Below are 14,192 nucleotides of genomic sequence, written 5' to 3' on the forward strand. Positions count from 1 at the left end.
CATAAACACAATTACAATAAAAAAAGCTGCTGGGGCAGCTTTTTTTATTTAAGATAATAAAGAAACCGTTATAACTCAATGCCTTTAATTTCAAATTAAAAGTTCCTTCCGTACATTAGCATAAGGAAGTTCACTTAACGATGCACGAGTTTCTTGAATTTTTAATGATTGGTGGTCTTCAAGGTTTTCTAGTTTATTTAGTTCGTTATATAAAAATGCTAGATTGGTTAAAAGGCTAATATGTCTACGAGTTAAGGTATTATCGGTTACTTTTAGTATATGCCCTATCATTTGCAAGGAAAAGCTTTTGCCTTTTCCTTGGAATGTTCTTGCTAATCCATTAATGGCTTTACTTGCCACGTTGATATTAGTGTCACGAGCAGATTGTAATAAAATTTCAACTATGTCATTTTCATTAAGTGTTAAGTCACCTTCTTGTTTTAGCCAGAACCCACTTAAAACACAAAAGGTCCCACGATGATTAGGATCAAAAACTTGTAATCCTTGCAAAATTAATTTAGTTATTCTATCTTGATCTAAGCCCTTGATTTTGTTGAGTTTTAGTAATCCTTGATTAAATCTTTCAGACCAATAAGGAAATTCTTCTAGCTTGGATAGTAATTGTTCATTAGTTGCTTTTCCGTGAATTACAAGTTGAATAATAAAGGATAAGTATGCACTTGTTATTTCCTCTATTGTGAATACAGACATAAATTCTCCTTGTTCCCTCTTAGAAAAACTGATCTTCTTTTCTGAATACTCCAGTATGGTTTTTATATGTTCTTCATTCATTTCTTTTACTAGTTTTGATAGTACATGGAGTTGGTTAACATCTGAACTTGAATTATGTTGAATAAATTGATTTATTTCTTCTAAAACTCTTTTTTCTATAGTTGGATACTCTAACTTATCAGCAAAAAATGATGAAAACAATTGTTTGCGTTTTTCATTTTCATTCTCTTGGACAAATATATAATTGTGTACAAGCTCCTTTTGTACTTCTGTAAAAATATCATTTTCTAACCAATGAACAACTAGTTCATCGGCATTCTTATTGTTTATTTGGAGTAATTTATTGATAAAGTCTGAATCGGTTTGTAAATTTTCTTTTAAATCTTCCCAATATATATCAGATAACAAAGTGAATTTCCTTGGACTATTGATTTTACTTAAGCTCCACTCTTTAAGACGTGAGAAAGCCGAATCTTCTTTAATAAAATAAATACATACTGAAAAGACGGAGATTAGTCGTTCATAAATGTTTGCAAAATGGTCAAAGTGTACTGGCTTTTGTCGGTAGAAAGATTGAAAGTCCCATATCTTTTCGTAAATTCCTCTAATTTCATCATCATACAAGATTGGAATAATGCGTTCCCAACATTGTAATAAAGCATTTAACCAAGATCCCAGTAGTTCATGTCGAATATTTTGTTTTGTCTCATTCATGTATACTAATAAATGTTCTGCAAATGATATGGTTTGTTGATACAATATTAATCTACTCTCTAGTGATATATTGTTTAATGATTCAAAGTGTAACAAGGTTGATATTTTCTTATCAAAACCAAGCAGTATGCCATAAATAGCTGCTTTTACTAATTGGTGGTTTTCCAACAAAATATCAGGAATAACATCGTATTTCTTTTCCATTAAGGCCGTAAAGGGAATCCCATTTGCTTCATGAAACCAAACAAGATGTTCAATCATATTCAATGAACTTGATTTCATGGAATGGAAACCATTTCTATGAGGACCTAAACTTTCTTTCCAATTCATATACTCTGACCACCACTTTGATTTTAAATCACCGAGCTCTTGCCATTTCTGGTAGGTGGGATTGTTGGTATCTTTTAATTTCGCGTTTAAGTTTCTGATTAAATCAACATTTTGGATATGATCTGCCTCTGTATAAAAGTAATCATCCCTAAAGATATCAGGACCGAATAAACTGCGTTTACTTAGGCAAGAAAGGTATAGATTCCAATCGTCTTTTTTCTGCTCAGCGGCTTGAATCGCCCTGTTAATATAGTTTAAAGCAACTGAATGATCTCCAACAAAGTAATGAACAGATGCCATCCGATTTAACCAAAGTGGATCATTCCAATCAACAGATATTCTATTGAGATACAATCGAATCCCTTCGAAATTCAAGTTAAGTTTTTCACTCGCTATCAGCCAATAAAGAAGCTCATTTCTATACTTAACATTTAAATCAGAATACTCCACAAGAGTTTCGTCCACATAAGTTTTTAATTCTTCATACTTTCCAAATGCAAATAATGACTCTGCTTTATCAGCTAAAATTTGATATAGAAGGTCAAAGTCCTGAAGGTTTTGATCCTCTTTTAGAATTTGAATTACTTCATTTATTATAGGCTCTCCGTTGATATCAAGAAAGGGATATACAAGTGGATACAGTGCTAACAATATCTTTAGCTTATCCTGTTGTTTTAAATGTGGATAAACTTTTTTGAAAAAAGGTTGAAACTCAAAATTTCTTAGTAATTCCTTTTTTTTCAATTCTGATAACAGTGTGACTAATGTAATTGTTTTTTTAGAGGTCCACTCTTCTTCCTTTATTAAGTTGTATAAAGATTGCTCTATATCTGAAACTGACATTTGAACATCATTATTTTGAGTTATCTTAGGTGTTTCTGTAAGTGTTTCAATGTAGTGTCTCATACCGTTTACAAATGCTCGTCCCTTATCATGGAAACCATTTGTTGGTATTGGAATTATAATAATGTTGCGCTTTTCCCAATAACGACGGGTGTATTCATCAATATCACTATCAAAAATAAACGCATATGCCTTTCTTTGATAATTTGTCTGCAGGATGTCTCTAACCCATCCATAAATACTTTTGAAATTAGGGTCAGTTAAGCTGAAACCAATAAATACTGTAACATTCTCGGCAAAGACAGACTTTAATTTAACATGAAGAAGGGGATGGTCACTTTCATATGTTCTGTATTGTTCTTCAGAAAAAATAATGCTTTCAGGTCGTTCCATCGTACCATGGAGTTTAAATACTTTTGTTGAAGCTGATTTCGTTGAAATATCAAAATCACTGATAATTACATCATGATTTATATGTTGTTCGTTTAGGGTTGCTTCTATAAGACAATCCTGATTTGTTGTCATTATTCCCGCCCAACTTCCTTTTCCGTTTAAAGTAATTACTTCTTTGTGAATTGTTGAGGGTAAATAATCTTTATAAGGAACAGCCTTTATTAATTCTTCATAAAAAGTCGCCTTTCCAAATTCTTCTTCAAATAACTGCGCAATCATTAAATGATCCCCAGATATTTTTTCCTTTAACTTTTCAGGTGAACCGGTTGGCCAAAGCTTTTCTGCTAGTTGATACATAAAACCATTCCACGTTTTATATTGATTTTCTATATTTTTGGTTTTTGGCTCCGCATTCTGGGAAAAACCAGCACCAATGAATAAATAGGCTTCTTTTTTTTCTATAGCTTCTTTGATTAATGACAAATGTTGTTGATATTGGTCATGTGCCTCGTTAAATTCCATTAAACCAATCATCCATCCTTCCAGGGAAGTAACCCTCATCTAAGTGTATATTTCATCACGCTTATGAATATTCATTATTTTACCATTATTACTAGAATCAGAACAGATGCCGAAATATTACAGATTTAGACGTCTATCAGAAAATATCAAAGGATGCTATACTAAATAATAATGTCTTTAACAAATATATCCAAAAAGGAATAATAGTATGAAAATATTCACAGATGAATCCGGAGATTTCTCCCTCACTAATACACGGAATCCAAGTCTTGTCGCAAGCCTAATTTGTACGGAAGATATGTATGTAGGAATTAGACAGTTTATGAACGCTTTTGAACAGCGTTATAATGACGGAGAAGAAATTAAAGGATCTCGGCTTACTTACGCGCAACGGTTAAAGGTATGCAATTTTATCAAGAAAAATCAAAGCAAACTGAAAATTAGTTTAAAGATTGTTTCTCCTAAAAAGGTTACTTTAGAAGAATTAAAAGATTTCCGTACTATGCAAAGTACAACTTTTCAACAAAATAAGCAAAGGTATATTAATAAAGGCGGTAAGTCTAGAGAAATATTAACTCATTTTGATAAGCTTGTTAAAATAGCTCAATACCAAACAAGGATGAGTAATGAAGATTTTTTGCAGTCAATTTTACTTGTTGAACAACTATTAGATGTGTTGACCTTTTGTATGGCTTATTTTTATGAATCTAAATATCGTAGAGATTTTAAGGATTTTTCATTTGTGTTTGATAGAAAACAACCAAATAAACTCTCAGGAATGGAAAAGTATTTTCAAACATATGTAATGCCTTTTTTGGATGCCCAATCAAAACTTGGAAATAGAATCCCAATGGTTGACTTTTGGAAAGAGGGACACCCATTCATAGATAGATACACCTTAGAAGTTAAAGATGGAAATAGAGGGCTATACTTAAACAAAATATTTGGTGAAAACTGTACTTTTATAGATTCGAAAAAAGAACCTGGGCTACGCTTAGTGGACATAATTTCGAATACAATTTATAACTATTTGGTCAATCCTAACGTACAAGAGTATAAAGAATGCTATAAAGTACTTAAAAATGCTATTGGGGGGAAAGAAAATAGGCCTTTATCTCATATCACCTTACGAAAAAAAGGGTTGTAAAAATTTTCTGAGCTACAAGGATTTTGAAATAAGTTTTCCTTTTTAAGTTTTGTCAATTAAGTTATTAATATTCTAATAAAGCTGCCATATCAGGCAGCTTTTCTTATTAAAATCTTAATTTTTCAAGTCAAATTGCGTCTGATAATTTTAATGATTATGGGATATACATACTAATAAAAATTTTTTGTCATCAAATAGTAAAAATGGTCAATTTAGAGATACTCAAACAAAAATGGGTTCAAGCGACGTGAATACCGAGTTTGAAGTTAAACTCTCACTTATAAATAGTATTGGTTTCGGATCCCCTAAAAAATAGATTTTTTATAGTACAATTAACTTAACTAATTATGTAGAAGCAGGGTGTGATACTATGAAAAAAATAGATAATATAAAATACCAAGTAAAACAATTGATACAAGAGAGTTTATATTGGGAAGTTACACCAGAAACAAAGCATAATATTGCAGGTATCTATATGATTTACATAGATAATTTCACTTCTGAAAAGATTGTTCCGATTTATATAGGACAATCAAAAGATATACAAAGAAGATATAAACAACATTTTTCTGAAATTATTGCTTTAAATAGGCTTTCTTATGATGAATATAATAAGTATTTCTTTTCAAAAAATAGTTCTTTCTATGAAGGGAAATTGAAATCATGTAAAATTTTTAAATATATGCTAGAAAATAACTGTACTCTACTAGATTTCCGTATGGTTATTTTAGAAGAGGTGGAAGAAGAAGATTTAGATGAAAAAGAACAGGAGTACTTTCAAAGATTATTGCCTTCATTTTTTGGCTTTAATCAGCTGAATTCTTTTATTAAACAGCTTAAGTTTCGATTCTCAAATTCACAAATGAATAACTCGGAAAAAGATGATTATTTAAATATATTGCTGGAGGATGTTAAAGGTATATATTCTTATTACGAAAATGGTTTTACAAGGTTTAATTTTGAACATTCGATACCTAGAGATATTGCTCATTTATTAAAAGAGAATGAACAATTAAACAGTAACACATTATCTAAATACGATGAAGTAAAACTTAATCTTGATGAATTGTTTAAACTATATAAACTAGATATTCAAAATCGTGGAATTCAAAAATTAAATGAAAAAGTAGGCAAGACATTAGAAGAATACAATATTGCTAAGGCTGAATTGGATGAAATGGTAAATCAACAAGGAAAAGAAATAGCGCAGAAATTTAATGAAAAGATAGGAATATTTGAAAAAAATATTAAAAATAACAAACTACTAGTCGAAAAAAAATTTGAGGTTTTTCAAAGTACTGATGTTTTAAGGAAAGAAAGTATAAAGGAAATTAGACATGAAAGATATAAATTGATATTTCCTATATGTCAATTTGAGTCTTTTTCTTTGAGAGATAGGTCTAACAATCCAACAATAAAAATAAATGAAGATAATGATTTATTAAACACATGTCATATCCAAATATACATTTCGAATAATGGAGTTAGTAGGGGTGATACCCGAAAAGAATCGAATATTATAATGATTGATTCTTGTTTCATTGATTATGAAGAAAATAAATTTGAAAATAGGTATTATATTGATAATCAAACAACAATAATTTGTCAGTCAGGAATAGAGTATATTGAGAAAGATTTTAATAATATTTTTGCTATGAAGCGAGAAAGATTTTCAATATCTAGCGTTAGAGATAATGAAATAGATAATTCTTTTATTTCTGTTCAGGCTGAATATAAGCATGGGATTAATGATTACACCTTAGAAGATAAACAATTGGTTAAATTATCGTCTGTATTAGATGAAATCCAACAAATAACTGATGATGATACTGGCTTTAATATTGGGGCTTCAGAATCGTATAGGTGCATAGAAATGTGTATGATAAATGAAGGGTTACAAAATAATCCTTTGGTAGAAAAATTACTTGCAAAAAAATTACCTAAAATTAAGAAAAAAAGAAAATCTTCAATTAAAGTAGTAGATAATTCTAACGAACTTAAAATTGATGCAACCGTTAAAAGGGCAGAAGCATATAAACAAAAAGTATTAAAAAAGTCGGATAATACTGTTAAGGTATTAAAATACGTTTCAAGTAGAAAAAAAGTTACCGCACAATGTATGATTTGTGATTATAAGTGGGAGATACGTAGTGATCATTTATTAAAAAGACCTCATTGCCCGTTTTGTAAAAATACGACTAATAAATAAACACATTTTTAAAATACAGATGACGGATTATCTCTAAATAAAAAGACCAATAAAAGAAATATAAGTATAAATTTATGAATAATCAATTTACAAGCAGATTATTTGTCTAAATAGTTGAAAAGCATAGTAAAGAGCTAACTGAAGCTGTGAGTGTAAGGTGTAATACCAAGACTACTTCTTTTAAAAAAGGAGGTAGTCTTTTTAATGTTAATAAAATTGGAGTGTATAGAAGTTCGAATCATTAGACTATTAACTAAAAGAGAGTATCTACGATATAAGGGTAAGGGGGGAGTTTATGATGTTTTCAAGGATTTTTCAAAAGGTATTTAAGGGAGTATCTACAAAAAAAGTCTCTGTTTCTGATAAAGGTAATACCGAGAACAAGTCTAATATTACTTCTACAAGAATTGGCGACCTTGGGGAATATAAAATAAATATACAACTTGATCAACTTCCTAAGAATAGCAAATATCTAAGTGATATATTAATTAACAACCCTAATGCTAAGTCTGGGTATTCGCAAATAGACCACGTTATATTTACTCCTTATGCGATATTTGTTATAGAAACTAAAAACTATGCTGGTACTATCTATGGTGATAGAAATAGAGGTCAGTGGAGTGTTAATGGGAAATTTCCGATGATGAACCCATTTCGTCAGAACTATGGTCATATTCAAGCGATAAAAACAGTTCTAGAACTAAACGATGAGATACTATTCGTATCAATGGTATCTTTTACTAAAAGGTGTACATTTAAGGTAAATGAGGAAATAAGAAAAATTCAATCAAATGATTTGATTGTCTACGATACAGAGTTATCCGAATTTATTTTGAGAAAGATTAATGTACTTAAGCTTCAGAATCCAGAACCATTATTTTCAATAGAAGAATTACAAGAGTTATATAACAAACTAAATGTAACTAACATAACTGATTCTCAAATAAGGGAGAGTCATGTTGAAAAGCTTAGGGAAAAGGGCAGTAAAGAAATTGTTAAGAGTGGAAGTATCCAATCGACTTGTAAAACGTGTGGGAAAGCAGTTTCTGAGAAAGTTAGTACGTACTGTTTGTCACATGAAGACCAATTTAAGGGTTATACTTATTGTTTTGAACATCAAAAAATTCATAAGTAATCATATGATGATAAATTTTACAATATAGAGTGGATCAAAGTATATGTAACTATTAGTAGTATCTACCTTAAAAGTTGGTACACTTGTGATGAATACCGCAGATACGGTATTTATCGACTTCCCCCGCTTCATTTGTGTACCGTAGGAAATAGACTTAAACTTCCATTCCATAAGATAGAGCGTGTTTAAAGATAAGTTGGTTCTGGCTAAGAAATTGTATTGTCATTTTTTAACTAATCATCTATATTAAAGTATGGTGATTAGATGAATATGCGAAAAATAAAAAAGAAGATTATAAGCAACTAGGGGAAATATAAAAAGTTAAGAGAAAAAGCCCGTTATGAATTAAATGTGTTAGTTAATTATTTTGGGAATGGTAGACTGGATGACTTAACAATATATACTGAAGTTAAAAAGCATCTAGAAGCACACCAAAAAGAAATAGCTTACTTTGGTTTGAGAGGAATATTGATTGGACTAGTAACAGCTATTTTTGTTTATTTATTCAATACCCAAATAATCTCAAATATAGGTGGGCATGAATTAGGAAGCCAGTTATCATCTTATATTATCAATCAAATTGTTGTTATTATTGTATTTATCATTTTTCTATTAATATATTTTATAACGACAGTAGATTTTTTTATTGCAGATAGAAACAGAAGAAATCAGATTTATATAAATGAGTATATGATTAAGCTTGTTGATGAAAAAATAGAAGCAATTAATAATAGAGATATTAAAAGTTAAACAGAAGAAAATTGACTAATTGGTGCTTTACTTCAGGAAGGAGTAAAGCCTTTTTTCTAATTGAACTAAAGGGGCAGATTAGTTGAAGAGGGTTGTTTAACTCATGTTCAACAATCGGGCCATATTGTTAAATGAAAGGAAAGTCCGAAATTGTATTTTTATAGAAAGAAAGTAGGAGTGAGAGAATGGATGCTTTACAAGCAAGTATTACTATCAAAAGAATATTAGAAGATACGAATAGATTTAATAAAAATACCTTATGTACTTTAGTTGATGGTGATTGGGGAATAGGTAAAACACATCTCATCAAAAATTATTTTGAACAAGAAGTGCAATACGAAGTAATATACGTTTCTACATTTGGTAAGAATTCTGTCAAAGAAATTGAAAGTACACTCTTAATTAACTTAATACCTGGATTTAAGGATGTTAAAGATTTTGGTGGATTTTCAAAGCTACTTGGAAACTTTACAAAAGATATTGTTGATAAATTTGCCGGAGTTAATATTGAAAATTATTTAAATTCGTTTTCAATAGAAGACTTTAAAAATAATAAAAAAGATAGTAAAAAGAAAGTAATATGTTTTGATGATCTTGAAAGAAAATCTGATTCAATTAATATGAAAGAAATGCTTGGTCTAATTGAAAGAGCGACAATAAATTTCGATGTGATATTAATCGCAAATACAAAGGAATTCGGAGAAGAAGACTTAAATGTATTTAATTTATATAAGGAAAAAGTAGTTGATCATGTTATTAAAATTAATAAGTTAAATAGAGAGACATTAAAGCTAATTTTAGACGGTGTAGATGAACCTAACAAAGATGAAATAATTGATATATATCTTGAAAATATAATTGCATTTGGATCGTCTCCTAAAGGGTATTTAGCTGAAAATATGAATAATTTGAGAATATTTCTAAAATATTTGGAGTTAATTTTACGTTCAAAAGAACACATTAGGACTGAAAATATTGATAAAGAACTTTTAAGAATGTGTAAAGCAGTTGTATATGATTATTATTTCCCAATAAAAACCAAAGGGAATAAACAAATGAATTTTGATAAATTTAATATTTACAATGATTTAAAGAAGCTTTTGATATTTGAAAATATCTCAATTGATTCATTTAAATCCTACAAGAGCGAGTTTTCAGAAATCAGACAGGATATCAAAACTTTGTATAACTTGTACCGTTTAAATGATGAAGAACTCGGTTTTCTAATTAAAAAAATTGATAAGGAAATTAGTAGAAATGAATTTGGTTATTTTATTGACCAGACTAGCACAATTTCTCTTGCAAGTGCATTAGATGAGAATAAAATGCTTGATGGAGAAAGATATAAAGAATTATTAAGAATTGCTATTGAAATTTATGCACCTAAAGAAAATTCAACATATGTCCCATTTAAGCATACTTTATGGAATGATGTTGACATGTTCGGTAACGAAATGGAATGTAGCAAAAAAATTAAATCATTTATCGAAGAATTGAATGGTAAGTGTAAAGACAAATACAATAGCTTTATGAATGAAATAATCACTAATTGTATGCAAGCGAAAGATTATGAAAGATTATTAATGTTGTTTAAAAATGACGAAATTAATGAGTTTTCACAGTTTGAAGAAATATTTGATTACTATTTTAGTAAACTAGAAATTCAATATTCTCAGGAAAATCAGGAGAAAATTGAAAAGCTTATTCAGGTAACTAAAAGTGAGTTGATAGGTAACTACTTTGTTGAACGTATCAATAAGGACAACTCTATTACTAATAAAAAGAAATATCAGTATTTTGATTATGCTGTGGACATAAAAATGTATCATGAATCTCAAATGGAACATCAAATAGAATATCAGATGAATCATCCAGAGGACTAATTATAGAAAGAATATAGATATTTTGTATGGAATTATTAATATTTAATGCAATTTTGCAATCAATAATTTAAAACAATCTTCAACAATCGGGCGAGATTGAGGCTGTTCCTTTCAGATACGTTAAACTGCCTGTAATATTAATTCAGAACTATATTTTGTCATAGAAAAACTGCACATCCAATTGTTAGATGGTTTCTAACATTTGGGGTGCAGTTCATTTTTGTCGCTTTTTTTATTTTCTGATAATGCTATAGACTTTATTACTTCCAAATTGTACTATAAAAGTAATTCAAAAAGGAGGATATACATAATGTACAACAAAGTTATCAAGAGTATTTTAATTGCAACGTTGGCTATTGGAGTAAGTGTTTCAACTGTTAGTTCTGCTGAAGCAGCGTCAATTGTAATGTGGGGTAAAACGGAATTAAAATTAGGACAAATCGGTAAAGTTACAATATTAGAAAATACACCTTTAGTGAAGTTAAACAGTGATGGGTCATTAACTACTGTGCGCACTTTGAAGCCAGGTGAAGAATTTAGAGTATATAGCTATAGGAGTAATCACGGGGGTCTATATGGAGTTGGTGGAGGAAGTTTTGTTAAAAAAGACAATAAAGCTAAATATGAAACACCTTCTAAATCGAAATTAGCTTTATTAAAAGAGATTAGTGAAAATCCTGAACCTACACCACAACCTTCAAAGCCAAATGTTGAGGAAGGATTAGAAGTTATCTCAGGTGCTCCTTCTAGTTTTAAAAACTGTACTGCCCTAAAAGAACACTATCCAGATGGAGTAAAAAAAGGGCATCCTGCGTATGCGTCAAAACATGATAGAGACAAAGATGGTTGGGCATGTGAACCTAGCTGGAGATAAATTAAAGTAATTCTAGGAGGATTTAATTGAAAAATACATGGTCAAAACTACTTTTTAGTCTTATTTTATTATTTAGTTTGGTTTCATTTATTACTCCTTCTGCAGATGCCGCATCTATCATGTGGGGTAAAACTGAGTTAAAGCTAGGTCAAATTGGTAAAGTGACAATTTCTTCAGATACCAAACTAGTTAAATTAGAAAAAGACGGTTCTCTAACAACTGTTCGTCCGATGAAAAAAGGTGAAGAATATAGGGTATATAGTTTTAAAAGTAATCACGGTGGTTTATATGGAGTAGGAAGCGGAAGTTTCGTTCAAAAAAATGCTAAAGTGAAGTACGAAACCCCATCTAAAAGTAAATTAGCCCTACTTCAACAACAAGGACAAGTTGCTAAAGATATGAAAGTACACTTTATCGATGTTGGCCAAGGCGATTCTATTCTTATTCAGTCTCCAGATGGGAAAAACATCCTTGTTGATGGCGGTACTAAAGCGGCCGGTGCTGATGTAGTAGCGTTTCTAAAAACGAAAGGTGTAAATAAATTAGACTATGTAGTAGCAACTCATCCGGATGCTGATCACATAGGCGGTTTAATATCTGTATTAAATTCATTTGCTGTAAGTAATTTTGTCAACAGTGGGAAAGTGCATACGACAGAAACTTATGCTGATTTATTAACACTTATAAATGAAAAAAATATTAATTATATCGAACCAACTCAAGAAGATATTTTACTAGGGGACTGGAACTCTGATTTTTATCTGCAAGTATTATATGCAGATAAAGAAGCGGCTGAAACGAACGATGCTTCGATCGTTATTAAAACAGGCTATAAAGATATAGATTTTCTTTTAATGGCTGATGCGAGTTCAGACATTGAAGATTATTTACTATCTACATTCGATGAAATTTCAGTAAATGTTCTAAAAGCAGGGCACCACGGTTCAAATACAAGTAGTTCTGCAGCATTCATTAATGCAGTGAAACCGGAAACAACTATTTTGAGTTACGGAAAAGACAATTCGTATGGACATCCACATGCGGAAGTAGTTAATAATCTTAATGCAATTGGCTCGAAAATATATAAAACAGTTACAGATTGCAATATAACAGTTTCCACGGATGGAACAACTCATACAGTTTCAAGCAGCTGTAAGAAAGAAGAAAGTAAGCCTGTCGAGAAACCAGTAGAAAAACCAGTAGAAAAGCCTGTAGAAAAGCCGATAGAAATACCAGTAGAGAAACCCGTAATTACACCATCAGGCTATAAAAATTGTACCGAATTAAGAAAAGATTATCCAAATGGAGTTGAAAGAGGTCACCCCGCTTATGCAAAGAAACACGATGGAGACGGTGACGGTCATGCGTGTGAACGAAAATGATTAAAAAATATACTCTTGATAGCTTAGATGCAGATTTTGGCACATTTTTATTGCGTGAGGATGAATCCGTACAATTGTTGATTCCTAAAAATTTAATTAACGTTCATTTGCATGAAGGAGATATTGTTGAAATTATAAAAACAAACGAAAACTACAAAATTACTCTTCTGCAGTGTGAAACAGAAGAGGCGATGGCTAAAGTAAGTAGTTTGTTAGAGCAATTGAGAAATAAATAATAACGGAAAAGCGACCATATCTTAATTGATTTGGTCGCTTTTTTCTATTAAATATATTTGAGGTGTCCGTAATTTTCCACCAATGGCATCCCCGAGCTTTTACTTTACATACATACGGTGGAGTTCTACTTTGAATCTCGTCTTTAATTTCCTTTGTAAAACCTATTCGTACACTTCCTAGATAATCTCCTTCCACACTTATCAATTGCACACTTAATGGTCCATATGTAACCTTCGAAACAATACAATCATGATAACTCCAATTAATAATTTTCCTCCAATTGTCTGTACGTTTACCGCTTAGATAAGGTGTATTTAAACGTTTAGCGACGATGCCTTCCATCTTATTTTCTTTCATTAAATTAAAGACAGCTTCACCTTCAGTGTATATGTACGGCACTAAGTTAAAGTATATAGAATCTATATTTGACAATGCTTCAGTAAGGAGTCCCTTTCTTTCTTCGAGTGGGTAACTTGTTATTGTTTCATTTTTATAGGCAATAATATCAAATGCCATGAATATTACTTCCTGTTCTTTATTACCACTAAAACGAGACATAACCCCTTCAAAATCATCTGGAGCAATTGTGCCAGGTGCTATTAATTCTCCGTCCAATAAAACTTCTGGAACTGAAAATAAGAGTTCCGGAAAACGATTTGTTGTTCCATGACGAGTATATGAGAAGCTATTACCTACTATAAGCCTTATTCCATCGTATTTAGGTTCATATATCCAACCTTCTTCCGAACTAACCTTTTCTTGATATCCTAATAGAATAGGCTTAATGATTTTCATGCATCTTTCACCTCAAACTATATTGTTTCCATTTAGAAAATTTACAATACATAGGTGAAGTGAATGAAATTAGAAAAATTTACTTGTTGTAAAAACGAACGAATGTTCGTATAATAAACAAAAGAAGGAGGGAACAAGCGTGCGTATAAATTTGATGAAATGTATGGAACGTAATCAGCTGGTTGAGTTAATGTATTCTGATAACAATGGGAACATAAGCAAGAGGAGAGTGAAGGTCCTGAAGAT

At 30.6% G+C, this 14,192-nt stretch carries 10 protein-coding genes; 8 read left to right on the forward strand and 2 right to left on the reverse strand.

The window, feature by feature from the left end; translation table 11 throughout:
- Window positions 1-90: 90 nt before the first annotated feature.
- On the reverse strand, window positions 91-3,546 hold the full coding sequence (locus MKY60_RS07765; RefSeq protein ID WP_340929388.1) for an SIR2 family protein: 3,456 nt from the start codon (window positions 3,544-3,546) through the stop codon (window positions 91-93).
- Window positions 3,547-3,742: 196 nt separating this feature from the next.
- On the opposite strand from MKY60_RS07765, the gene MKY60_RS07770 reads away from it, so the two are divergent.
- From MKY60_RS07770 to MKY60_RS07805, 8 genes are all read left to right on the forward strand, one after another.
- Window positions 3,743-4,681, forward strand: a complete 939-nt coding sequence (locus MKY60_RS07770) for a DUF3800 domain-containing protein (RefSeq protein ID WP_340929390.1) — start codon at window positions 3,743-3,745, stop codon at window positions 4,679-4,681.
- A gap of 370 nt (window positions 4,682-5,051) precedes the next feature.
- Complete coding sequence (locus MKY60_RS07775) at window positions 5,052-6,890, forward strand: excinuclease ABC subunit C (RefSeq protein ID WP_340929392.1); 1,839 nt, start codon at window positions 5,052-5,054, stop codon at window positions 6,888-6,890.
- 295 nt (window positions 6,891-7,185) lie between these two features.
- Entirely contained in the window at window positions 7,186-8,025 is an 840-nt protein-coding gene (locus tag MKY60_RS07780) for a nuclease-related domain-containing protein (protein ID WP_340929393.1), read from the forward strand.
- A 351-nt stretch (window positions 8,026-8,376) separates the two neighbouring features.
- Window positions 8,377-8,775, forward strand: coding sequence for a hypothetical protein (locus MKY60_RS07785; RefSeq protein WP_340929394.1), 399 nt, complete (start codon window positions 8,377-8,379; stop codon window positions 8,773-8,775).
- Between the two features lie 185 nt (window positions 8,776-8,960).
- Complete coding sequence (locus MKY60_RS07790) at window positions 8,961-10,658, forward strand: P-loop NTPase fold protein (RefSeq protein ID WP_340929395.1); 1,698 nt, start codon at window positions 8,961-8,963, stop codon at window positions 10,656-10,658.
- Between the two features lie 310 nt (window positions 10,659-10,968).
- Window positions 10,969-11,532 (forward strand): excalibur calcium-binding domain-containing protein, encoded by a 564-nt coding sequence (locus MKY60_RS07795; RefSeq protein WP_340929396.1) that lies wholly within the window; start codon window positions 10,969-10,971, stop codon window positions 11,530-11,532.
- Window positions 11,533-11,558: 26 nt separating this feature from the next.
- Window positions 11,559-12,914, forward strand: coding sequence for an MBL fold metallo-hydrolase (locus tag MKY60_RS07800; protein WP_340929397.1), 1,356 nt, complete (start codon window positions 11,559-11,561; stop codon window positions 12,912-12,914).
- A complete protein-coding gene (locus tag MKY60_RS07805) occupies window positions 12,911-13,150 on the forward strand; it encodes a DUF3006 family protein (protein ID WP_340929400.1) in 240 nt (79 codons plus the stop codon). The genes MKY60_RS07800 and MKY60_RS07805 overlap by 4 nt, the downstream gene beginning before the upstream one ends.
- On the opposite strand, the gene MKY60_RS07810 is transcribed toward MKY60_RS07805, so the two are convergent.
- Window positions 13,110-13,946, reverse strand: a complete 837-nt coding sequence (locus tag MKY60_RS07810) for an ATP-dependent DNA ligase (protein WP_340929402.1) — start codon at window positions 13,944-13,946, stop codon at window positions 13,110-13,112. The two genes, MKY60_RS07805 and MKY60_RS07810, sit on opposite strands and share 41 nt — an antisense overlap.
- Window positions 13,947-14,192 lie beyond the last annotated feature (246 nt).

The organism is Psychrobacillus sp. FSL K6-1415, from assembly GCF_038003185.1.
Lineage (GTDB): Bacteria > Bacillota > Bacilli > Bacillales_A > Planococcaceae > Psychrobacillus > Psychrobacillus psychrodurans.